The organism is Halostagnicola kamekurae (assembly GCF_900116205.1).
Classification (GTDB): Archaea; Halobacteriota; Halobacteria; order Halobacteriales; family Natrialbaceae; genus Halostagnicola; species Halostagnicola kamekurae.
In genome coordinates this window covers 1,429,023-1,451,741 of the sequence record NZ_FOZS01000001.1, presented here as the reverse complement: position 1 = coordinate 1,451,741, position 22,719 = coordinate 1,429,023, and the positions used below count along the sequence as shown (strand labels likewise).

The 22,719-nt window shown below is 64.3% G+C and carries 23 protein-coding genes; 13 read left to right on the top strand and 10 right to left on the bottom strand.

Features of this window, described 5'->3' with window-relative positions:
- Window positions 1-17 precede the first annotated feature (17 nt).
- The 4 genes from BM348_RS07465 to dph2 form a co-directional block, all read right to left on the bottom strand.
- Window positions 18-1,937 carry an AAA family ATPase gene (locus tag BM348_RS07465; protein WP_092903411.1) on the bottom strand — a complete coding sequence of 640 codons (1,920 nt, stop codon included), beginning with the start codon at window positions 1,935-1,937 and terminating at the stop codon, window positions 18-20.
- Between the two features lie 140 nt (window positions 1,938-2,077).
- Complete coding sequence (locus BM348_RS07460) at window positions 2,078-2,908, bottom strand: MBL fold metallo-hydrolase (protein WP_092903408.1); 831 nt, start codon at window positions 2,906-2,908, stop codon at window positions 2,078-2,080.
- 126 nt (window positions 2,909-3,034) lie between these two features.
- On the bottom strand, window positions 3,035-3,745 hold the full coding sequence (locus tag BM348_RS07455) for a DUF7344 domain-containing protein (RefSeq protein WP_092903406.1): 711 nt from the start codon (window positions 3,743-3,745) through the stop codon (window positions 3,035-3,037).
- 134 nt (window positions 3,746-3,879) lie between these two features.
- Window positions 3,880-4,929, bottom strand: coding sequence for a diphthamide biosynthesis enzyme Dph2 (dph2, locus tag BM348_RS07450; RefSeq protein WP_092903404.1), 1,050 nt, complete (start codon window positions 4,927-4,929; stop codon window positions 3,880-3,882).
- A gap of 137 nt (window positions 4,930-5,066) precedes the next feature.
- Between dph2 and BM348_RS07445 the strand changes: the two genes are divergently transcribed.
- The gene (locus BM348_RS07445) at window positions 5,067-5,984 is read left to right on the top strand and encodes a DUF7139 domain-containing protein (protein ID WP_092903402.1); all 918 of its coding nucleotides are present in this window, start codon (window positions 5,067-5,069) and stop codon (window positions 5,982-5,984) included.
- Window positions 5,985-6,080: 96 nt separating this feature from the next.
- Complete coding sequence (locus tag BM348_RS07440; RefSeq protein ID WP_092903400.1) at window positions 6,081-7,112, top strand: hypothetical protein; 1,032 nt, start codon at window positions 6,081-6,083, stop codon at window positions 7,110-7,112.
- 71 nt (window positions 7,113-7,183) lie between these two features.
- Here BM348_RS07440 and BM348_RS07435 read toward each other — a convergent pair whose 3' ends face one another.
- On the bottom strand, window positions 7,184-7,375 hold the full coding sequence (locus BM348_RS07435; RefSeq protein ID WP_092903398.1) for a hypothetical protein: 192 nt from the start codon (window positions 7,373-7,375) through the stop codon (window positions 7,184-7,186).
- A 165-nt stretch (window positions 7,376-7,540) separates the two neighbouring features.
- Here BM348_RS07435 and BM348_RS07430 point away from each other — a divergent pair, with 165 nt between their 5' ends.
- Window positions 7,541-8,245 carry an METTL5 family protein gene (locus tag BM348_RS07430; protein ID WP_092903396.1) on the top strand — a complete coding sequence of 235 codons (705 nt, stop codon included), beginning with the start codon at window positions 7,541-7,543 and terminating at the stop codon, window positions 8,243-8,245.
- Between the two features lie 61 nt (window positions 8,246-8,306).
- Here BM348_RS07430 and BM348_RS07425 read toward each other — a convergent pair whose 3' ends face one another.
- Entirely contained in the window at window positions 8,307-10,190 is a 1,884-nt protein-coding gene (locus tag BM348_RS07425; protein WP_092903394.1) for a rhomboid family intramembrane serine protease, read from the bottom strand.
- Window positions 10,191-10,311: 121 nt separating this feature from the next.
- Here BM348_RS07425 and BM348_RS07420 point away from each other — a divergent pair, with 121 nt between their 5' ends.
- Entirely contained in the window at window positions 10,312-10,596 is a 285-nt protein-coding gene (locus BM348_RS07420) for a DNA-directed RNA polymerase subunit L (RefSeq protein ID WP_050051189.1), read from the top strand.
- Window positions 10,597-10,704: 108 nt separating this feature from the next.
- Here BM348_RS07420 and BM348_RS07415 read toward each other — a convergent pair whose 3' ends face one another.
- Complete coding sequence (locus tag BM348_RS07415; protein ID WP_092903392.1) at window positions 10,705-11,553, bottom strand: hypothetical protein; 849 nt, start codon at window positions 11,551-11,553, stop codon at window positions 10,705-10,707.
- Between the two features lie 244 nt (window positions 11,554-11,797).
- Window positions 11,798-12,610, bottom strand: coding sequence for an imidazole glycerol phosphate synthase subunit HisF (gene hisF, locus BM348_RS07410; protein WP_092903682.1), 813 nt, complete (start codon window positions 12,608-12,610; stop codon window positions 11,798-11,800).
- A 102-nt stretch (window positions 12,611-12,712) separates the two neighbouring features.
- Here hisF and BM348_RS07405 point away from each other — a divergent pair, with 102 nt between their 5' ends.
- Window positions 12,713-12,892: a DUF7550 family protein gene (locus tag BM348_RS07405; protein WP_092903390.1), complete on the top strand. Its 180-nt coding sequence runs from the start codon at window positions 12,713-12,715 to the stop codon at window positions 12,890-12,892.
- A gap of 20 nt (window positions 12,893-12,912) precedes the next feature.
- Here the strand turns inward: BM348_RS07405 and BM348_RS07400 are convergent, their stop codons facing one another.
- On the bottom strand, window positions 12,913-13,131 hold the full coding sequence (locus BM348_RS07400; protein ID WP_092903388.1) for a ribbon-helix-helix domain-containing protein: 219 nt from the start codon (window positions 13,129-13,131) through the stop codon (window positions 12,913-12,915).
- 258 nt (window positions 13,132-13,389) lie between these two features.
- On the bottom strand, window positions 13,390-13,689 hold the full coding sequence (locus tag BM348_RS07395) for a hypothetical protein (RefSeq protein WP_092903386.1): 300 nt from the start codon (window positions 13,687-13,689) through the stop codon (window positions 13,390-13,392).
- A gap of 276 nt (window positions 13,690-13,965) precedes the next feature.
- Here BM348_RS07395 and BM348_RS07390 point away from each other — a divergent pair, with 276 nt between their 5' ends.
- The 8 genes from BM348_RS07390 (at window position 13,966) to BM348_RS07355 (ending at window position 22,709) form a co-directional block, all read left to right on the top strand.
- Complete coding sequence (locus BM348_RS07390; protein ID WP_092903384.1) at window positions 13,966-14,556, top strand: sulfite oxidase-like oxidoreductase; 591 nt, start codon at window positions 13,966-13,968, stop codon at window positions 14,554-14,556.
- 32 nt (window positions 14,557-14,588) lie between these two features.
- Complete coding sequence (locus BM348_RS07385; RefSeq protein ID WP_092903382.1) at window positions 14,589-15,926, top strand: isochorismate synthase; 1,338 nt, start codon at window positions 14,589-14,591, stop codon at window positions 15,924-15,926.
- The gene (gene menD, locus BM348_RS07380; RefSeq protein ID WP_092903380.1) at window positions 15,923-17,725 is read left to right on the top strand and encodes a 2-succinyl-5-enolpyruvyl-6-hydroxy-3-cyclohexene-1-carboxylic-acid synthase; all 1,803 of its coding nucleotides are present in this window, start codon (window positions 15,923-15,925) and stop codon (window positions 17,723-17,725) included. The genes BM348_RS07385 and menD overlap by 4 nt, the downstream gene beginning before the upstream one ends.
- 134 nt (window positions 17,726-17,859) lie before the next feature.
- A complete protein-coding gene (locus BM348_RS07375) occupies window positions 17,860-18,090 on the top strand; it encodes a hypothetical protein (RefSeq protein WP_092903378.1) in 231 nt (76 codons plus the stop codon).
- Window positions 18,091-18,145: 55 nt separating this feature from the next.
- Window positions 18,146-19,033, top strand: a complete 888-nt coding sequence (locus BM348_RS07370; protein WP_092903376.1) for a 1,4-dihydroxy-2-naphthoyl-CoA synthase — start codon at window positions 18,146-18,148, stop codon at window positions 19,031-19,033.
- A 120-nt stretch (window positions 19,034-19,153) separates the two neighbouring features.
- Window positions 19,154-20,092, top strand: a complete 939-nt coding sequence (locus tag BM348_RS07365) for a 1,4-dihydroxy-2-naphthoate polyprenyltransferase (protein WP_092903374.1) — start codon at window positions 19,154-19,156, stop codon at window positions 20,090-20,092.
- Complete coding sequence (gene menC / locus BM348_RS07360; RefSeq protein ID WP_092903372.1) at window positions 20,089-21,123, top strand: o-succinylbenzoate synthase; 1,035 nt, start codon at window positions 20,089-20,091, stop codon at window positions 21,121-21,123. Before BM348_RS07365 ends, menC begins: the two co-directional genes overlap by 4 nt.
- Window positions 21,124-21,131: 8 nt before the next feature.
- Window positions 21,132-22,709: a class I adenylate-forming enzyme family protein gene (locus BM348_RS07355; RefSeq protein WP_092903370.1), complete on the top strand. Its 1,578-nt coding sequence runs from the start codon at window positions 21,132-21,134 to the stop codon at window positions 22,707-22,709.
- Window positions 22,710-22,719: the final 10 nt, after the last annotated feature.

Below are 22,719 nucleotides of genomic sequence, written 5' to 3'. Positions count from 1 at the left end.
TTCGTCGCGCTCGTGGGTTAGTTCGAGAACATCGAACCCAGCTCGTCGCGCCACTCGTTCAGATCGGTGACTTCCTCTGAGAGCGTTTCGACCTCAGACTCGACGTCCGCAACAGTTTGTTCGACATCTGCCACCGTCGTTTCGACGTCCTCGACCGATGACTCGACCGTCGCGACCGTGTTCTCGACTTCGTCGACGGTCCCCTCGACCTCACCGACGGTTTCTTCGACTGTCGCGACTGTCTCCTCGACTTCGTCGACGGACGTTTCGACGCCTTCGACGGACGCTTCGACGTCCCCGACGGTTTCTTCAACCGTCTCGACAGTCGCTTCGACGGTTTCGACGTCCTCGGCGACGCTGTCGACCTCGCTCTCGAGGTCGTCGATATCGGACGCGTTCGTTTCGACAGTCTCCTCGAGGTCCTCGACGACGGTGTGGGCCGCGTCGATTTCGGATTCGACGGCTTCGAATCTGCTGTCGATTCCCTCGACGTCGTCGGCGACCTCGTCGAGGCGATCCGTCGCCGAGTGCAACTGTTCGCCGAACAGCGCCGTCTCCGACTCGATGTGATCGACGTCGGCGGCGACGGACTCGAGTTCAGACTCTGTCGCATCGACCCGCGTATCGATCGAGTCGAGTTCGGACTCGACGCTCTCGAGTTCGGATCGGAACTGCTCGATGATCTGTTCGCCGGTCCCGTACTCGTCGAGGAACGATTCGATCGCCCCGGAGTAGGCGGCGACCTCTTCGACCCGCGACTGGAGGTGATCGACCCGCGCCAGATCGGGGCCGTTCATCTCGACATCGAGTTCAGACCGGAGGACCTCGAGATCCTCGTCGCTGACCGACCCGGCCCGGAGTTCGGCCGCGAGTCGTGCGCTGAGCGAACTGGCGTCGCCATCGACATCTCCGTCGCCTTCGAACGACGGGTCGGTATCGACACCAACATCGGAGTCGTCCGAGTCCGGTTCGCCGACGTTGTCTGATTCCGGGTCAGGTCGGTCGACGCCGTCCGAATCTGCGTCTGATTCGTCGGTGTCGGCCGGTTCGTCGACGTCGTCCGCTGTCTCGGCATCTAGCTCGCCGCCGTCTTCCTCGTTGTCGTCTTCAGTCACGTCTGCCGGACCGAGGCCGAGATCGTCAGCGTCGTCGACCGCCGCCGATTCGTCTTCGCCGGACGGCGGAATGTCGTCTTCCTCGAACTCGAGGTCGACGCCGTCGGGCTCGGCCGCCGCATCGCCTTCCGTGTTGTCTGCCAGTACATCGCCCTCACGATCCGATTCGTCCGTATCGGCTGCCCGGTCGAGGCCGAGGTCGTCTGCGTCGTCGGTCGTCTCGGCTTCGGCCGTTTCGTCCGCGGACGAGTCGGTTTGTGCGGTATCCGCATCGAGGCCGGGGACCGAGTCGGACTCGCCGGCGATCATGTCTTTGACGACCTGGTTTCGGTCGTCGGTGATGATCTCGTCGATCATGGTGTCGTCGACTTCGGTTCCCTCCGTGCCGACGGCGTCCGTCCCCATCTCCTGCGTCTCTCTGTCGTCGGCCGATTCCTCGTTTCCGCTATCCGCCGGCAGTTCGACATCGACGGAGATCGAGTCGGTCAGAAACGGCGCGGCTTCGGATTCGTCGCCGATTCGGATGCCGTAGACGGTGACGAGCGTTTCCTCCGGGGAGAGCGTCCGGGTGAATTCGACGTGGTGGTCCTGAAACGCGGTCCAGTTCTCGCTGTAGTAGTTCGGATGGAAACCGACGCCGTCCATCGGGAACGACTCGGGGATGGTCTCGGAAACGGTAACGGTCACCGCTTCGTCGCGACTCGAGTCGATCTCAAACCGGATTGCGGGAACCGGGAACTCGTCGGCCGCAAAGAGCTTCCGAACTGTCACCCCGTCGGCACTGGCTTCGATCACCTGATCTGTGTCGGCGGCTGAACTCATAAGCGCACTATTAACTTACCATTACTATAAAATGCACGGCAGTTTCGAATCCGCCTATCGAACGTCGTACAGGCTATCGTGGCCTCGATACCAGAGTAGAGAGTGATTGAACGCACCAGTCGAGCGACGGTCGGCGATTACTAGAGGTCGACGCGGTCCCCGATTTCGATGATCTCGAGATTTATCGGATACTCGAAACTATTCGTGTGGTGAGAGAGCGCCTTCGGGTCGGCGGTCAGTCCCTTCCACATGTCCCAGTGGCTCGGACAGAGCGTCTCGAGTCGGAGCGCGTTCGCCGCCTCGACGATCTGGTTTTCGTCGTTGTACCAGCGCGTTCGTTTCGGTTCGCCGGTCTGCTTGTCGGGGATGTTTCCGACGGTTCCGAACGCGAGCACGCCCAGGTCGATGTCGTACTCCTCGCCGATTCGTTCGAACTCCTCAGCCGGTTTCGAGTCGCCGCCGTGGAAGAACGTCCCGGCGTCGTGTTCGATGACGTAGCTGACCGGATGGGTGGCGTCGGCGTCGTTCGCGGGTTCGACGTTGACGGTGAACTCGCCGATTTCGAACGTATCGCCCTCGGATACTTCCTCGAACTGGTCGTCCGCGAGGTCCCACTCGTCGGTCCAACCTTCCTCGCGAGTGACGGCGAGACTGTCGTCGGGACCGTACATCGTCGCGCCGGTGGTCTCGAGAATCGGGGCCTGACTCGGGCCGTCGACGTGGTCCGTGTGCTCGTGGGTCGCGAGCACGGCGTCCGCTTCGGTGACATCCTCCGGATCGAAGGGAACGGGAATCATGCGTATCGTCCGCGGGGGACTCCCCGTTCCGAGATAGGGATCGATGAAAACGGTCGTTCCCTCGTCGCCTTTCAGCGCGAAGCCGTTACAGCCGAAGTACCAGACGGCGACGCCGTCCGGATCGGCGTCCTCGATCGCACGAACAAGCCACTCGCCCCAGTCGCTCGTTGTCATACGTGTGGGTGCTCGGAGTGTGCGGGTAAGTGTTATCGTTTCGCCTCAAACCGTGAGAGTCGCCGCGAAATGGGGTGTGTGACCGAGATGAAACCGAGGACGAATCAGAACGCTCGAGAGCTATACTCAACACGACGCCGAGAGTTCGACGATAGCGGCGGTCTCGTCGTCTCGGCCCGACCCGTCTCGATAGCGAACGCTGCTTTCGTCGCGGTCGTACTCGATCAGGCCGGCGTCCTCGAGGAGCGGCAGATCGGTGTGTACGATGGCGCCCATAACGTGTCGCCAGTCGCCGGGCGCGACCGACTGGGTGTTCCCGTGGTCCGGTTCACGGGTGAGATCCATCGCGATCGACTCGACCGTGACGGCGTGCGAGCGGTCGGCGAGGGTTTCGACGATCCGCCGCCGGCGCGGATCGGCGAGCGCCTCGAACAGCGCGTCCGTCTCGTCGGCGTTCCGATCCTGATCCTCGAGGTGCTCGAGGAGTCCCGATTCGAACGCGTCGGGGGTCTTCTCCTCGAGGGTTGCAGCGCCGATGGCCGCGTCGACGCGTTTCGTCTCCGGATCGTAGGAGAGCACCCCCGCATCGGTGAGCATCGGAAGGTGGCGGTGGTGCAGATCGAGGAGCAGACTCTCGAGCGAGGCGACCGAAAACCCGTCTTCGCCCTCGAGTCGGTTCGCGAGTTCCGCGGCCGTCCGCGTCGATCGCGGTGTCTCGAGTACGAACGCGACGAGACGGCGTCGAACGGGGTCGGCGAGCGCCTTGAGCGTCACATCGAGGCGTTTCTCGTCGCCAGTTGCAGGTTTACTCGTCGGACGGTTCGCATAGTTCGTCATTACCCGCTCTGGGAGCGCGATCTCATTAAGCGCGTTCCCAAACCTCTTAGGACTGTGAAAGCGGATAGTCACGGGAGTAGAACGCTTCTCTCAGTGGTATCGGAGGATACGGCAGAACGCGTTTTCGCAGGAGATTACCAGGTGCCGTGGAACGTATCGAACTCGAGGCTGTCGAGCGGTTCGTGGCCGACGGCGATCTCGTACTCGCCGGGGGTGAGCATCGGCTTGTGGAACTGCGGGCCGTCGTCGGTCGTGATCCGAGGACACCCGGTGTTGACGAAGGCGTCCATGTCGAAGTTCCGGAGTCGATCGGGCGTGACCTCGTCCATCGTGATGAGGTAGGCGTCGTCGTTTTCGTCGAGGATGTCCTGGGCCTGCTCCCAGCGGCCCTGTCCGATCTTGGTACAGAAGATGACGCCCCACTTCTCGGCGTCCATCGCGCGGTGGATCGCGCCGTAGCGCTGTTTCATGAACTTCTCGGTGTCCGCGACCGTCACGACGTTGTTGACCGGGTCGGCGATGACGACGTGTTTGTCGGGGTGTTCCATCGCAAGCCCGAGCGGGTGGAACTTGCCACCGCCGACGTAGAGAATCTGGTTCGCGGGCACGTCAGCGCTGGCGTAATTGCAGCCCAGAACCTGTCCCTCGTGGGTCAGTCGGTCGTCGCCGCGACGGCTGTCGACCTCGTAGCCCCGTTCCTCGAGGAACTCGCGCATCTCCTCGTAGAGATTCATGTGTTGGGCCGTCGTCACGAGGCCGACCTCGGGGTCGTCGTCGGGGTCTGCGAGCGTCTCGAGGGCTTCCTCCATGATCGGCGTCACGTCGACGTTCGAGAACAGCGGGACGTAGATCACCTTGTCCGTGTCCTTCATCGGCGAGTGGCCGAAGTGGACGAAGACGTCGGTGCGTTTCATCAAGTACGTATCGAGGTCACAGGCGCCGTAACAGGGCTGGCCCGAGAGCATGATCGTCACGTCGTCGCCGACGCGCTCTCGGAGGTCGTCCGCAACCTTCGGCCCGCGGCGTTTGAGGCCCTCGGGGAACTGAAGGCCGACCTTCGTGGCGTCGCGGTCGTCGATTTCGTCGACGATCCGCTCGAGTTCGTAGTCCCACTCCCGATCGTGCTTGAGGCTCATTCCGGTGTTTCGGAGGTCTCCCTCGCTGTACTCCGACTGCTGGCTCATTACACTTTCATTCGTCGGCGCACGTAAAACGGCGGCGCTTTGGCCCCTCGAGACGATCTCACCCCGCGTTCGGTTCGAACGGTCGGACGTTCAGCCGGTCCGAAAAGTCATGGTACTGCAGTCTAAATGGAGGGCCAATGGTAGCACGAGGCGATTCGGACGGATACCTCTTCGACCTCTATCGCCAGTACATCGGCGAGCCGTCGGGTCGAAACGACGTCTACGTTGGATTCGGGCTGTTCTTCGGCGGGATCGGACTCGCAGTGACGGCGCTGGTACTTTTCATCTGGGGGAGCACGCATGAGCCACAATCGACGGCGTACGTGACGTGGACCGAACCGGCCTACGGGTTCGGAATGCTCTCGCTTCCGGCGATGATGCTCGGAATCGTCGTGTTGTTACCCTCGAACCGACGGATGCTCTATACGTCGCTCGCGGGCGCAGCGATAACGTTCGGAGCCGTCCTCGGTTTCTTCTATGCGTATCCGTCGGACTGGAACGGCTTCGGTCAGGATTACACCGTCGAAGTCGTCGCCATCTACGCGGTCGGCATCGCGGGGCTCATCGCATCCACGGGGGGTGCGCTGATTGCCCACTACTTAGAGCTCGCCCAGTCGGCCGGCGTCGGCGAGGCTCGAGACGGCGAACGGGCCGATTCCGAGTCCTACACCGACGAGGAGATTCAACAGGACATCGACGACGCGATGGAGGACGTCGAACTCTCGTGGGGCGGCGTCGAAAAGGACGACAACACGCAACTGAGCTTCAGCGGTAACGAGTTCGACAACGTCGAGATCGGCGATACGGCGAAAACGACCCGATCGTCCGGCGTCGATTCGCAGGTGGCCGGTCTCAAGGGACTCAAGGGCGGCGAGACGAAGACGACGACCTCGAGTTCGTCCGTGGAGGACCAGACGGCGAAGCTCAAAGAGCTCAGAGAGCAGAAACGGGCCGAGGAGCTGGCGGCGGACGATTCGGATGGCGCTCTCGACACTATCGCGACATCGTTGCGGTCGGGCGTACGACGAGTCCAATCGCTGCTCAGCCGAAAGTAACGCCAACCTCGCTGAAGAAAACGGAATTCTTTCCGAAACCTGTCGAATAAAAGAACCTCACATAGATTTATAAGTCGCCAGTGGCCTTCCCAAACTATGGCCAAAGGCCTAGACGTTGGGACAATGAACATCCTGTCTGCCCAGCAGGATGGCGACGATACGGTATTCGTACAGCAGCGAAACTCCTTCGTGGAGATCGAGTACTCGGACATGGCCGAGCAGATGCTCTCGCGAAGCGAAGTCCTCCACATTCGCAAGGACGACAAAGTGTACGTCGTTGGCGACGACGCGCTGAATTTCGCGAACATTTTCAACAAGGAGACGCGGCGGCCGATGAAACACGGCATCCTCTCGAACGACGAGAAATCGGCCATCCCGATGATGAAACTCATCATCGAGCAGGTCGTCGGCGAGCCGACGTATCCGGACGAGAAACTCTACTTCTCGACCCCCGCAGATCCGATCGACGACGACCTCTCGACGCTGTATCACCAGAAGACGATCGAGTCGTTCCTAAACGACATGGGATACGACGCCGAACCGATCAACGAGGGGATGTCCGTCATCTACTCCGAACTCGCGGACAACAACTTCACCGGACTCGGCATCTCATTCGGCGCCGGGATGACGAACGTCTGTCTGGCCTACTACGCGGTCCCTGTGATGAAGTTCTCCGTCGCCCGCGGCGGCGACTGGGTCGACGAACAGGCCGCTCGAGCGACCGGCACGCCCGTCGATAAGGTCACCTCGATCAAAGAGGACGACTTCGAACTCGACTTCACGACCGACGTCGGCGGCGTCGAGGGCGCGCTCTCGATTTACTACGAGAACCTCCTCGATTACGTCATCGAGAACATCGTCAGCGAAGTCGACGAGGAAGACGTCGAGGAGGGCCTCGACGTGCCGGTCGTCGTCACCGGCGGGACCTCGAGTCCGAGCGGCTTCGAGAATCTCTTTCGCGATCACCTCGAGGACGCGAACATTCCGTTCTCGATCAGCGGCGTGACCCACGCGAACGAACCGCTCTACAGCGTCGCCCGCGGTGGCCTCGTCGCAGCTCGATCCGACGAGGACGTCGAACACGACCAGGGCGACGAAGAGGCGGAAGCCGCCTCGGCGAGCGAGTAACGACTCGATCCCTCCATTTTCGCTCAAACGCGTTCGATCAGTTACCCGTTCGACCAGAATACTGCGAGAGACTACTCGTCGTCGGCAGCCTCGAGCGCGTCGTAAAATCGGTTGAACGCGTCCCCCCACGACTCGAGTTCCGGGAACTCGCGTTCGTGTTCGACCGGCACGTCTGCGTACCCACAATGGCTACACGTCACCGTCGTCACGTCGGCGAGCGACAGGCGCTCGAGCGGAGACGAACATCGTGGACACTCCTCCATATTGGTTCCTGTCACGGCACGTTCTTAACTTTATCTCAGCCGTCGATCGATCGAACGGCGGTTCCGCTCGACACGGGCGCTCGAACGTCACGTCGTCGAGCGTGTCACGATACGGCTTCGACCGATCTGGAAATCTTTTGTGTGCGGCCGGCGTCTGCCCGTTCGATGCCCGTGCCACAGCGACGAACGCTCGCTCGCCGGCTGGAAGACGTCGACGATTTCCGGACGCCGTCGGCCGATCTCGAGCAGTATCTCACCCCGGCGGAGGTCGCTTCGCACGTCTGTCATCTCGCCGCGTTACAGGGCGATCTGGCCGGCGAAACCGTCGTCGATCTCGGGACGGGAACCGGAATGCTCGCTATCGGAGCCGCTCTCTGTGACGCTGGGCGAGTCGTCGGAATCGACGTGGACAAGGACGCGTTGGCGCTCGCTCGAGAAAACGCCCGGTCCGTCCTTTCTGACCACGCTGCCGATTCCGACTCGAGTGCGAGTCCGTCGAAGCGGCCGCCGATCGAGTGGATCCGCGGCGACGTCACCCGACACCCGCTTGCGGTCAACGACGTCACCGTCCTCTCGAACCCGCCGTTCGGCGCACAGCGAGGCAACCGCCACGCCGATCGCGACTTTCTCGAGACGGCCAGTTCGATCGCCGACACTTCCTATACGATCCACAACGAGGGGAGCCAGGAGTTCGTCGAGTCCTACGCGAACGATACCGGAGGAACGGTCACTCACGCGTTTCGCGCCGCGTTCTCGCTTTCGAACCGACTCGAGTTCCACACCGAGGAGACGCGCACGCTCGAGGCCGAAGTGTTCCGGATCGAGTGGGACTCGAGCGCGGTTGATCCGACCTCGAACACGGTGTCGTGACGGCGCCCTCACGGACGGTCGGAGATCGATCGTCCGTCGGAATTCCGTTTCCGAGTCCCCCTCACCTCATTCGACCGTATTCTTCCTCGCTCGCGATCTGAACCACCGTCCCGCCCGTCTTCGCGTAGATCGCCCCCTCTTCGCGCTCGAACTCGATCCCGCCGGCTCGAACCGTTTCGTTCCGCTCGGGAATCTCGACCGTCGACGTCCCGACGGGGTTGCCGTCGGCGTCGGTTCGCGCCACCTCGAGGACGAACGCCTCGTCGTCCGTATCGACCGTAATGGTCCGGTCGTCGATGCGAACGTCGGCCTGCGAGGACTCGGAAGTAAACGCCAGCTGTTCGTCCCCCTCGTCCTCGGAGAGCCAGATCTGGTAGACCGGATCGTTCCCCGTCGGCGTCCAGCCGGTTCGTTCGGCGCGAACCGTCTCGCGCCAGCCCGGTCCGCCGACCGATACCGTCTCCTCGCCGGTAAAGGCCAGTTGCTGGGCCGTGATCGACTCCTGCCAGAGGTGTCGTTTCTCGCTCGAGACGACGACGCCGCTGGATTCGACGCTGGTGTCCTGTCCGAACGCGCCGACGTCGATGACGCCGACGATTTCGTTTTCCGCCCCGTCGACGTACTCGATCGTGTAATCGGCGACGGAGATCGACGCGTCTTCGGAGCCGGTCTCGCCCGAGATGACGAACAGTTTGGTCGGAATCGCCGGCCCGGCGATGAGCGCGACGACGGCAACGATCACGAGGAACGCGACGTGGCGCTTGCTGACCGCCGCGAACGGTTTCGAACCGCTCGGTCCCACTCCTCGAGCCATCGCCTCGACCCGCTCGATCGCGTCCCGCGTCGACGATCGGCTCGAGCCCGCCAGCTCGAGGATGCGGTCGATCCGCGCTTCCGCGCGAATCTCGCGTTTCGCTTCGTCCGATCGGGCGAAACGCTCCCGAATCGACGCGGGAATGGCCGGCCGATTGGGGGCGGTGACCGCGAGGGTGACGATGAGCGCCAGTCCGGTGACGATGGCGATTCCGGGGCCCTGAAACAGGTAAAACGAGTTCTGGTCGCCGTACCAGTAGATCTGCCAGAGGCCCTGTTCGAACGCGAAGAACAGGACGGCGATCCAGAGGTAAAGCGGGTTCGGTCGATACTGGCGTCGCCTGTACAGTATCGCGGCGAGGACGAATCCGGCGAAGAATCCGAGCGCGTGGCCCTGAATCGCGACGTTCGCCCACGACGGCGCCGTGGCGGGACTGGCCTGTGGAACGTAGAGACCGATCGGGGTCGAAAGCGCATCGTAGGTCGTCATGAGGACGGTTTGGCCGCCGAGAACTGCCAGAACCGTTGGGATCGGGTAGCGGACGATAGCGAACCCGGCGAACGCGAAGACGATGCCGGAGAACCCGATCACCGGGCCGAGCGCGAACAGACTCGTGACGATTCCGAGCGCGAGTACGGTAAGCGGAAAGATCACGACCGCCCGAACCCACGGAGTCTTCCACAGCGTCCTCGAAGACCGGTCGTCGCGTGTATTCGAATCACGTCCGTTCGAATCGTGCTCGCTCGAATCGCGCCCGTTCGGGTAGTGTCCCCACGCGTATTCGGCGATCGGGGCGACGACCGCAGCACCGAAGACGTTGCTGAGGAGGTGTCCGGCGCTCGCGTGTGCAAACGAGGCAGAAAGCATTCCGAGCGGGTAGTAGTACGAATAGGCCCGATACGGGATCGACACCGGATCGGAGAACTCGGAGATGCCGTCCTGAACGAAGAGGTAGAACGCGAGGACGAACGCGAGGACGAGCACGGTCCCCCACGGCACGCCGTAGACAAATCGGGACCGGAGAACGTCTCCCCACGGCTGCTCCGGGTCGTGAACGTTTTTGAGAGCCGCTATCGAGCCGACGAACGTCGCCGCGAGAACGACGGCCAGCACGGCCCCGATCGGATTCATATCTCTGTCCTGTGAGCGAAGTGGTATAGGGTTTATGTCCCGCCGTCGCCGCGACGGCTCGAGCGGCTGATCGAGCGGCGTCTTCGAAAGGTACAAGCACGTGACGCTCGGATGAAATCGTATGGAACTGCGGGTCACCGAACGCACGGAGACCGAGCTTTCGATCGAGATCGGCGGCGAGGATCACACGTTCATGAACGTGCTCAAAGGGACGCTCCTCGAGCAGGAAAACGTCGCCGCGGCGACCTACGACGTGAATCCGGAGCAGTCCGGCGGACAGACTGACCCGATCCTGACGATCAAGACCGAACCGGGCGTCGACCCCATCGACGCGCTCGAGGAGAGCGCCGGGACCGTCCGCGAGAAGACGACGTCGTTCCGAAACGCGTTCGAAGCGGCAGTCTGATTTCGATTCGAGGCTCTTCTGCGTTGGGTCGTTCTGTGCCAAGAGGCCTCTGTGCCGAGAACTCACGCCTCGAGAGTGGCGGGTCCGTCGGCATTCGGGCGGTCCAAATCAGCAGCCGACGTATACCGCGAGTATCGCTCCGTCGGGGCCGACGTGGACGTCGATTCCTTCCGCGTCGTGGTCGTCCCGCTCGATTCCCCGCGAGTCGAACGCCTCGAGGAGGTTCTCCGCGAGGTCGTCCGCGAGCGCCGCTTCGGTATCGTACGCGTCGATCGAGTCCTGGGCGAGAATCTGGACTCCGCGGGGGCCGCTCTCACAGGAGAGATCAAACTCCGACGGGTCGGTCCGGTCGCCGCCGTCGTCGTCGGTGTACGCGCCCACGACGAGGCGCTGATTTTCGGCCGTCGCGAACGCCTCGAGGCCCTGATCGTACTCGAGGCCCGCTCCGCCACCCGTCCCGTCGGCGGTCTCGGTTTCGCCGGCCGCGGCTCGCTCGTCTGCGAGCCGGTCGTGTACCAGCAGCGCCGTCTCCTCGAGATCGATGCCATTGGCCTCGGTGGCCTCGCCCGGAACGTCGGTTCCGATGCCCGGAATTACTGATAGCGGAACGATGCCGGTGGCGAACAGCGCGACGACGATGACGAACACGGCGATAACCGGCGAGTAGGGCTTTGCGACCTCGAGCCAGCTCGCACCCTCGAGATCCCGGTCGCTCTCGTCGAACGTCTGTTCGGTTCGCTCGAGCGTGTGGTTACCACAGCGAGCGCAGGGCGGCGAGTTGCGCACGTGCTCGCGGCCGCAGTTCGTACAAGCCCAGACGTAGGTCGGGGAGGCGTCCCCGCGGCCAGCCTCGTCCCCGGCGTCGTCCGCGCGGTTGAACGAGTTGTATCCGCATCGCTCACAGGGCGGATCATCGGATTCGTGCGGTTTGCCACACCACGCACACCGCCAGGTCACTGTTAGTAGCGGTCGGCCGCGCGAGCATAAGGATACTGTATTGGGGATTCGACTTGCGATCGCATCGCGAAACAGATTCGAGAACGGGTCGCGAATGCGACTCGAGATTACATCGTGTTTCGACTCGAGACGAATTCCGGCTGTTCACCGCGCCGATTCTGCGCTTCGAGAAGACGAAATTACCGTCTCGCGAGGGCCCGAGGCGGTTACTGTCGAATCAGCGTCCCGCAAGCGCTCGGGGAGGTTACTGTCGAACCGGCACGTCACGCTCGGCGAGGTAGTCTTTGACTTCGCCGACGGAATACTCGTCGAAGTGGAAGATAGAGGCCGCGAGCCCGGCGTCCGCGTCAGCTTCCGTGAACACGTCGTACATGTGTTCGGGACCGCCACAGCCCGACGAGGCGATCACGGGCGTATCGACGGCCTCGCAGACGGCCGAGGTAAGGGCCAGATCGTAGCCGTCTTTCGTCCCGTCCCGGTCGATCGAGTTCACGAACAGCTCGCCCGCGCCGCGAGATTCGACCTCGCGGGCCCACTCGACGACGTCGACGCCGGTTCCTTCGCGGCCGCCCTTTTTCGTACACTCGAACCAGCACGATTCGCCGTCGACTTCGACGTAGTTCTCGCCGGCCTCGTCGTACCGGCGTCGGGCGTCGACGCTGATGACGATACACTGGCTCCCGAACGCGCGAGCGCCCTCGTTGACCAGTTCGGGCCGCTCGAGCGCGCCGGTGGTGATCGAGACTTTGTCGGCCCCGGCGCGAAGCGTCTCCTTGATGTCCTCGGTCGTTCGGATGCCGCCGCCGACGGTCAGCGGGATGAAGACTTCGTCGGCGACTCGAGACACGACGTCGAGCATCGTCTCGCGACCCTCCGCGGAGGCGGTGATGTCGAGGAAGACGAACTCGTCGGCCCCGGACTCGTTGTAGGCTTTGGCCATCTCGACGGGGTCGCCGGTGTATTCGAGGTCCTCGAAGTGGACGCCGGTGTAGACCGCCGGATCGCCGTCCTCGTCGAGGTCGACGTCGATGCAGGGAATCACTCGTTTGGTGAGCATGGTCTGGTGTTGGAGCGACCGGCGTTTGATGGTTTCGACAAAAAATTGGTCGCGCCCGCGCACGTAGGAGGGCTTAAGTGATCGAGACCGAAAACGCTCGATATGGCAGACGACAGCGAACCTGCGACGGACGACTCGGGCGCCGATGTCGGCCACAATCTCGAGGCCGAACGGACGACCGCACCGATGAGCGACTTTCCCGCGAAAAACGCCGCAATCGGCGCGGTCGTCCTCGCGGTTGGACTGGCCGTCGGCTACGGCGTGCCGCTGCTGGCGCTCTGAGGGGACGCGTCGAAAACGAGCTAGAAAACGTACTCGTCGTCGTGGCCCATCATACCGTCGTCTTCGAGGCCGCCGCCCGTCTCGTCTTCGTCCATCGGTCCGCTCGTCTTGTAGGCCTTGATACCTGTCGAGAGGAGGTCTTCGATCGCTTCCTCCCGATTGACGAACTCACCGCGCTCGACCATTTGCGCGATCTGCATCTCGAGGTGTTCTGGGATGGTGATCTCTACTTTCGGCATCTGATTCGCGTTTCGGCAAGGGGGTATTTAGGTTTGACGGGGATTGTGCACGCCTGGGAACGGTCGAACGATACCGGCCGAAACGACGAGGGGCGCCAAAACGGCGTGGCCCCTCTCGCCTGTCTACCGGTGGGGGGTCGTCTCCGCCGCCGGCGATCCGCACCGTCGTCCGGGAGAGAATCCACGACAGTCCGCCCCGCGTGTCGGAGGATCTCGGAAAAGTGGACCGCAGTCGGTATCTCGGTTCGTTTCTCGGAGCTACTTGTTACCCATCATCGAGTCGATGGTGTTCTTGATGGTCGACCCGGGCTGAGTGATCATCTCGAGTTGTTCGCGCATACGCCGCTGGTTGAAGTAACTCGCGAACGCGAGGATCGTCGGCGGCCAGAGACCGACGAAGATCCCGCGCTCGCGCTCGCCGCGAACGAAGTAGTAGTACAACGACAACCCGACCGACGCCAACGACGCCAGCAACGCCGGGCCGAGGGCCTGTTCGCCGACATCCTGTGCTTGCGTTCCGGAAACGCGCTCCGCTCCCAGTTCTTGTTTCGAAGCCATGCAACAACACGCTCTTCGAGACCGTACTAATTCGTGGCGAGGGTTGCGAGCGGAACCCCCGCGTTGACCGACTCGAGAACCGTTTCGAATCGTTTTCGAGGGCCGCATCGTCCGCCGAATGTCCCATTACCTCGCCGGTTCCGTGGGCCATGGAGCGAAGTTTTTGTTTCGAACCCACGCGACCACGATCCAAAATCTCACGATTGAGACGATCTATTCGAACGGGAAATCGGTCTCGAGCGGTAGAGCTACCCGTCCGGAGGCCAAGGCTCGCACATGAAAGACGTCACCGACTGCTACCGCGAGTTCGGGGACGACCGACTCCCGCCGGGCCAGCGCGAAACCAGTGCGTTTCCGGTCCTTTCGAAGAGCGGCACGCCGCCGTTCGACCCGGAAACGTGGGAGTTTCGCGTCACGGGAGCCGTCGAGAACGAATTGTCCTTTTCCTGGGACGAATTTCGGGCGCTCCCCGCCGAAACCCAGCGACAGGACTTCCACTGCGTGACCGGCTGGAGCACGTTCGATCGGGAGTTTACCGGCGTCCCGTTCCTCGAGCTCGCCGACCGCGCCGGCGTCGCCGACGATGCGGTCCACGTGCTGTTCTCCGCGCTCGACGACTACACGACTGACCTCCCGCTCGAGGCGTGCATGCGCGAAGAAGTTCTGTTCGCCTGGGAACTCGACGGCGAGGCCCTGCCCCGAGACCACGGCGGGCCACTCCGGGTTGTCACCCCTCACAAATACGCCTACAAGGGGGCGAAGTGGGTCGACGGCGTCGAGTTCCTGACCGACCCCGAACCCGGCTACTGGGAGCGTCGGGGCTACTCGGAGACGGCGAATCCGTGGCGTGAGGAACGATATAGTTAGGCTGAAGGCACGCGGGTCCCGATGGGTGGTCGATGGAGCGACCGTCGGGTGGACGGGAGGTAACAGGAACGCTCGAGCGAGACGCATCCGCATATTACAGCGCGAGCCGCGAACTCGAGGAGGTCTCGTTCGGTGCCATAGTTGACGCGGAAGGCAAGCCGCGCCTCCAGTGGGCGGCTCCCGACGGACTCGAAGTCGCCGGAACTGGCGTCGCGAAACGATTTCGAGCGAGCGGGCCGGAGAGATTCGACGAACTTCGATCCGACGCGGGGCAGGCGTTCGACACCCTTGAGTTCGACGGGCCGGAAATCGCTCGACCACGAGCGTTCGGCGGCCTCTCCTTTCACGACGGTCACGAACCGACCGGCCCGTGGGAAGGATTCGACGCGGCATCGTTTGTCATCCCCGCCGTTCAGGTTACGCGAAGCGATGACGGCGTCTGGCTCACGGCGACCGCCACGAGCGAAGATGAGGTGGCAGAACGCCTCGAGCGGGCCCACGCGCGGTTCGAGGAACTCCCCGCGATGCGCCCGAGCGGAAACGGTCCCGGCGTCGATCGGACCGATCGTTCGACCACGCCGGCGGAGTGGACGGAGCAGGTCGAGACCGCGCTGGATCGGATCGAGCGGGGCGAGCTCATCAAAGTCGTCCTCGCACAGTCGCTGACGGCGAGCCTCGACGGGACGGTCGACGTCCCGGCGACGCTCGAGCGGTTGCGCCGCACGTACCCGAACTGCTATCGGTTTTCCTTCGCCCACGAGACGGGCGGGACCTTCTTCGGGACGCCGCCCGAGCGACTCGTCGCGAAGCGGGGCCGAACGGTCGAAACGGAGGCGCTGGCTGGATCGGCACCGCGAGGCGACGACCCCGCGGCCGACGACGAGTTCGCCGAAACGTTACGAGACAGCGAGAAAGTCGGGCACGAACACGGGCTGGTCGCCGAGGCGATCCGCGAACAGCTCGATCCGCTGGCCGAGTCGGTGACGGCGTCCGAGCGAACGGTTCGGCGGCTGGCGACGATACAGCACCTGCGGACGCCGATCACGGCGACGCTCGAGGGGGATCGACACGTACTCGAGATCGTCGAGGCGCTCCACCCGACGCCCGCGGTCGGCGGGGTACCGCCGTCGGCGGCTTGGGAGACGATCCGATCGACGGAGTCGTTCGATCGGGGCTGGTACGCCGCGCCCGTCGGCTGGTTCGACGGGAACGGCGACGGCGAGTTCGCGGTCGGGATCCGATCGGCAGTGACCGCCGATCGATCGGTGACGCTCTTTGCGGGCAACGGGATCGTCGCGGACAGCGACCCGGCAGACGAGTGGGACGAAGTACAGCTCAAGTTCCGACCGATTCTCGACGAACTCCAATGACGGGCGCACCGAATGAATCGACGCTGTGGGCGCGCATGCTCGTCGACGAGTTAGCGGCGGGCGGACTCGAGGCGGTCTGTATCGCGCCCGGAAGTCGATCGACGCCGCTGACGGTCGCGTTCGCCCGCCATCCCGATATCGAGGTCTTCTCGCATCTGGACGAGCGATCGGCGGCGTTTTTCGCGCTCGGGCGAGGCCGACGAACCGGCGAGCCGACCGCGCTGGTCTGTACCTCCGGGACCGCGGCCGCGAACTTCCACCCGGCCGTCATCGAGGCGAATCAGGCGCGCGTCCCGCTGCTCGTTCTGACGGCGGATCGCCCACCGGAACTGCGAGATAGCGGGGCGAACCAGACCGTCGACCAGGTCAAACTCTACGGCGACGCAGTTCGGTGGTACGCGGAACTTCCCGAACCGAGGGCCGAACGTCGACGCGCGCGTTCGCTTCGAACGACGGCGGCTCGAGCGCTCGCGACGACGACCGGCACGCCGGCCGGCCCGGTGCATCTGAACTGTCCGTTCCAGAAACCGCTCGAGCCGACCAAGGTATCGGAGTCGATCCCCCAGTCCTTCGCCGGGACGCCGGCCGAAAGCGGTCGAGACGGGCCGTACGTCCGGACCACTCAGGGGCGAATGACGCCCGATCTGGCGGACTGCCAGACGATCGCGCGGGAACTCGAGAGCGCAGCGCGGCCGTTGGTCGTCGCCGGCCCGACGGATCCGGCCAACTTCTCGAGCGACGATTCTCGCGGCGTCGACCCGGCAGTAGTCATGACGCTCGCGCGGGCGGTCGACGCGCCAGTACTCGCAGATCCGCTTTCGGGGCTTCGGTTCGGCTCGCACCTCGAGGATTCCAATGACGGCCCGACCGTCTGTGGCGGCTACGATACGTACGTGAAGACGCTGCCGGCACCCGACGTCGTCCTCCGGTTCGGTGCGTCGCCGACGTCAAAGCCGCTCCGGCAGTATCTTGCCGACAGTTCGGCGCGGCAGTTCCTCGTCGATCCCGCCGCGGAGTGGAGAGAAGCAACGTTCGCCGCGACCGATCTGATCGGCGCGGAACCGACGGCGGTCTTCGACGGGGTACTCGAGGAACTCGCGAATAGCGCCGGACGAGAAACGACCGAGGAAGCGTGGCCCGAGCGGTTCGCGACCGCGGAGCAAACGCACTGGCGAGTTCACGAAGGACCGGTGGACCCGGGGAGCGAGACGACCGAACCGCTCGAGGGCTCGATCCTCTCGACGGTCTTTTCCGACGCGCCGGATCCGGCCTCGATCTTCGTCTCGAACAGCATGCCGATCCGGGACGCGGATCGGTTCGGGCGGCCGCGGGCGGCGGCGCTGACGGTGCTCGCAAATCGAGGTGCGAGCGGGATCGACGGTATCACCAGCACGGCGCTGGGTGCGGGAAGCGCGACCGAGGACCCGCTGGTGCTCGTGACCGGCGATCTGGCGTTCTATCACGACTCGAACGGGCTGCTCGCGATCGAGCGCTGCGACGTGGACGCGACGATCGTCGTCCTCGACAACGACGGCGGCGGCATCTTCCACATGCTCCCCATCGAGGAGTTCGACCCGCCCTTTACCGACCAGTTCAAGACGCCCCACGGCCTCGAGTTCGAGCCGCTGGGGGAGCTCTACGGCCTCGAGTTCGAGACTGTCGACCCCGAGAACTTCGCGGCTCGATACCGGGAGTCGGTCCGAAGCGAGGGCACGCAGGTGCTCCACCTCGAGTTCGACGCGGAGGCGAGTCACCGACGGCGCGAAGCGCTCGCAGAGCGCGTTCGAGATCGTCTGTAGCCAGGACGGCGTATGAGTCTGTATCAGTTACGGGCGTACCATGGATTCATCTCGCGTTCGTTTTGTCGAATGCTACTGTACGCCGCACCCAGTAGTGTGTAAAAATATATGTGTTCGAGAAGACAATACGTCGTATGGACTCACTCAGAGCGGCGATTTCCGAAACCTGGGACAAACAGGGGAAGGTGGGTATGACACTGGTTTGCGGCGCTTTTGCTGGAATCGGTGGGTTGACTGCGAATAGCGTCGTTCCACACTTCGTCGCGTCAACAGCCGCGCAAGCCATACTCGGTGGGCTTATCGCAGGCGGTGCCGTGCTCGTCGGCGTGGCGATTTTCACGCTCATAAATCAGATAATCCGGTAGGTCCTCCCATCGGGCGAGCCGAACCTATTTCACCGCGAGCGTCCCAGTTTCTGACATGGTTTCAGATCACTTCGACCCCGAGCGGTGGGAACCGATCGAGGAGTTCGACTTCCGCGATCTCACCTACCATCGGGCTGTCGACTCCGGAACCGTCCGGATCGCGTTCGACCGGCCCGAAGTCCGCAACGCGTTTCGACCCGGGACCGTCGACGAACTCTACGACGCACTCGAGCACGCCAAACGACAAACCGACGTCGGCTGTATTCTGCTGACCGGGAACGGCCCCTCTCCCGAGGACGGCGGCTGGGCGTTCTGTTCGGGCGGCGACCAGACGATTCGGGGCGAGGACGGCTACCAGTACGAGGGCGACGAGGAACGCGCCTCGGAGCAGGGTCGCCTGCACATCCTCGAGGTCCAGCGACTCATCCGGCATATTCCGAAGGTCGTGGTCTGCGTGGTCCCCGGCTGGGCCGTCGGCGGCGGGCACTCCCTGCACGTCGTCTGCGACCTCACGCTGGCCAGCGAGGAACACGCGAAGTTCCTGCAGACCGATCCCGACGTGGCGAGCTACGACGCCGGGTTCGGCTCGGCCTACCTCGCGAAACAGATCGGGCAGAAGAAAGCTCGAGAGGTCTTCTTCCTCGGGAAGACCTACTCCGCCGAAGAGGCCGAGGAGATGGGGATGGTCAACGAGGTCGTCCCACACGAGGAGCTAGAGGAGACGGCCCTCGAGTGGGGCGAGCGCATCAACGCCAAGAGCCCGACGGCGATGCGGATGCTCAAGTACGGCTTCAACATGGCCGACGACGGGCTGGTGGGCCAGCAGGTCTTCGCCGGCGAAGCGACTCGACTCGGGTACATGACCGACGAGGCCGAGGAGGGACGCGACGCGTTCGTCGAGGGGCGAGAGCCGGACTTTTCGGAGTTCCCCTGGCAGTACTAAGCGGCCGGATCCGCCCGAAATCGAGCCGTCCATCTTCTCAGCGCGCCGATCGACGAGAGTCGGTCGAACGTTCGACCGCAATGCCAACGTTGACACTTCCTGAAGTGGGACACTCGAGTAATGAGTACGGCAGCGGTTTCGCGGACGAAAGCCTGGGTGATGGCCGCGCGGCCCCAGACGTTGCCGGCGGCCGCAGCGCCGGTCATCGTGGGCGTCGGCCTCGCGCTCGAGGCGGGCGTCTTCGAGCCACTTCCGGCGCTGCTTGCGTTCGTTGGAGCGGCGCTGATCCAGGTGGGGACGAACTTCGCGAACGACTACTACGACGCCAAGAAGGGGGCGGACACCGACGACCGCGAGGGGTTCACTCGAGTGACCCAGTCGGGGCTGATCGAGCCCGATCAAGTCAAACTCGCGACGATTGCGACGTTCGCGCTCGCGATCCTCGTCGGGACGTACCTGGTCTACGTCGGCGGCCTCCCAATCCTCGTCGTCGGCCTCGTGAGTGTCTTCTGCGGCTGGGCGTACACGGGCGGCCCCTACCCGCTCGGCTACCACGGACTCGGGGATCTGTTCGTTTTCCTCTTCTTCGGCGTCGTCGCTGTGATGGGAACCTTCTACGTGCAGGCGGCCACGCACCTCGCGGATCCGCTGACGACCTCGATACCGGACGGGACGGTTACGACGACCGCCTTTATCGCGAGTTTGCCGGTCGCCTGCCTCTCGACGGCGATCCTCGTGGTAAACAACGTTCGAGATCGGGAGACCGACCGCGAGACGGGTAAGTACACCCTCGCGGTCCGGCTCGGCTACGGCTGGAGTCGCGTCGAGTTCGTCGCGCTGCTGGCCGTCGCCTTCGCGATTCCGATCTGGTTCTGGCTCGCGGCGGATTTCGGACCGGCGGTCTTGCTGCCGCTGCTGACGATTCCCTACGCCGCGATGATCACACGGACGATGCTCACGCGAACCGATGGAAAGGCGCTCAATCCAGCGCTCGAGAGCACGGGCAAACTGCTCACGATCTTCTCAATCCTCTTCGCGGCGGGGCTGGTGCTCGGATGACGCCGACGCTCTCGCTTCGGCGCTTTTCGCTCCCGCTCGAGTCGCCGCTCGAGACCGCTCACGGGCGGATCGACGAGCGCGAGGGATTCCTCGTGAAGCTGACCGACGGCGACGCGGTCGGCTACGGCGAGGCGACCCCGCTCCCGGGATGGACGGAGTCGCTCGAGGCGTGCGAAGACGCCCTCGAGCGGGCGAAAGAGACGATCTCCGAGGCGGGGCTGAGCGGGGCGATCGAGGAAGTCGACGACCGCGTCGCCGCCCGGCACGGCCTGACGCTCGCGGTCGCAGATCTCAGGTCCGCTCGCGAGGCGACGCCGCTGTACCAGCACCTCGGCGACGATGCACTCGTTGGCCGGGTCCCAGTCAATACGACGATCGGCGACGGAACGCCGAAAGAGACCGCCGATGCGGTCGAATCCGCCGTTTCTCGCGGGTTCGACTGCTGTAAACTCAAAGTCGGCGTCCGTTCGGTCGAGACAGACGTCGAACGCGTTCGGCGCGCTCGAGACGCAGCGGGGCCGGAGGTCGAACTCCGAGCCGACGCGAACGGTTCCTGGACCGTCGAGGAAGCCGAGTCTGCGATCGACGGGTTCGCCGACCACGGCGTTTCGATCCTCGAGCAGCCGCTTCCGGCTGGCGCGCTCTCCGGACACGCGGCGTTGCGCGGCCGGGGCGTCGATATCGCGCTCGACGAGGGGCTGCTCGAGCACGGCGTCGACGCGATCTGTGAGGCCGGCGCTGCCGATGCGATCGTCCTGAAGCCGATGGCGTTAGGGGGGATCGACGTAGCACAACAGATCACCGCGTGGGTGCAGGAACTCGAGATAACCCCCATCGTGACGACGACGATCGACGCCGTCGTCGCCCGGACGGGTGCCGTCCACCTCGCCGCGTCGGTGCCGGAGCTGCCGGCCTGCGGGCTCGCGACGGGCGAGTTGCTCGCCGAGGATCTGGCGCGCGATCCCGTCCTCTTCGAGAACGGGTCGGCGGTCGTCCCGCAGGCGAAGGGTCTTGGGGTTTCGGGCCTCTGATCTGGCTAATGCGTTCGACCGCCGACTGGCCGACGAGGGATCCGTTGACACATCGCCGAGAAACGTCCCCCGAGCGGACCGCCGTGATCGACGTCGAGAGCGACGAGCGCTGGAGCTACCGCGAGTTCGACCGCCGCGTCGATCGACTCGCGAGCGCGCTCGAGTCGGCCCTCGAGACACCTCGTCTCGAGAGTTCCGACGACACTGGTGCATCATCGGACCGCGTCGCCGTGCTGATGGAGACCCGCCCCGCGTTCGCGAGCCTCGTCTTCGCCGCGATGCGAACCGGCCGCGTCCTCGTGCCGCTGAACGTCCGGGAAACGCCGTCCGAACTGGCGTCGAAACTCGAGCGGACGGACCCCGACGCCGTGATCTGCGAAGCGGAGACGGAATCGCTGGCGGCCTCGAGCACCGACCGTCCGATCTTCTCCGTCGATAGGCCGTCCGATTCGACGCCGGAGCCTGTTGGCTCGCTCTCTCAGGAGGACGGTGGGGCCGCGGCGGCTCCCGACCCGGTTTCGCTCGAGCGCGACGACCCATTTTTGATCATGTTCACCTCCGGAACATCCGGCGAGCCGAAGGGTGTTCGGCTGACGGTTGGGAACCTCCTCGCGAGCGCGACCGCGTCGGCGTTCCGCCTCGGCGTCCTCCCCTCGGATCGCTGGCTCTGCTGTCTGCCGATGTACCACATGGGCGGGCTCGCGCCCGTCGTTCGGTCGGCGCTCTACGGGACGGCGCTCGTCGTCCAGCGCGACTTCGATCCGGTGGAAACCGCTCGAGTCGTCGAGGAATACGACGTCACCGGCGTCTCGCTCGTCCCGACGATGCTCACGCGCATGCTCGAGGCGGGCTGGCGCGAGCCGGATTCGCTCCGGTTCGTCCTGCTCGGCGGCGCGCCGGCCTCGAACGAACTGCTCGAGCGGGCGCGCGGGGCCGGCGTTCCCGCCTATCCGACCTACGGGATGACTGAGGCGGCGTCCCAGATCTCGACGGCGACGCCAGAACAGGCGCGCTCGCACGAGGGAACCGTCGGTCAGCCGCTCGTCGTGACCGACGTAACCGTCGTCGGCGACGATGGGACGCCGCTCGCGCCCGGCGAGTCCGGCGAGATCGTCGTCTCCGGACCGACGGTGACACCGGGCTATCTCGAGGCGGGCCACACCGACGCGGCGTTCGGAGCGCACGGACTCCACACCGGCGATATCGGCTACCGAGATCGGGAGGGGCGACTCTGGGTGTTGAACCGGCGGAGCGACCGCATCGTAACCGGCGGGGAGAACGTCGATCCCGGCGAGGTCGTAGACGTCCTTCGAGCCCACCCGCAGGTCGACGAAACCGCGGTCGTCGGCCTGTCGGACCCCGAATGGGGCGAGCGCGTCGGTGCGCTCGTCGTCCCCACCGAACCGGCTGCGGTGACGGCTGACGACCTGCTCGAGTTCTGCGACGGCCGGCTCGCCGGCTTCAAGCGGCCGAAGACGATCGGCTTCGCGGACGAACTCCCGCGGACGGCCTCGGGGACCGTCGACCGCGAGGTCGTCCGGGAGCTCCTCCGGGATGAGGGAACGGACGTGGCGTCCCTCGAGTAGTCGCTTCGGT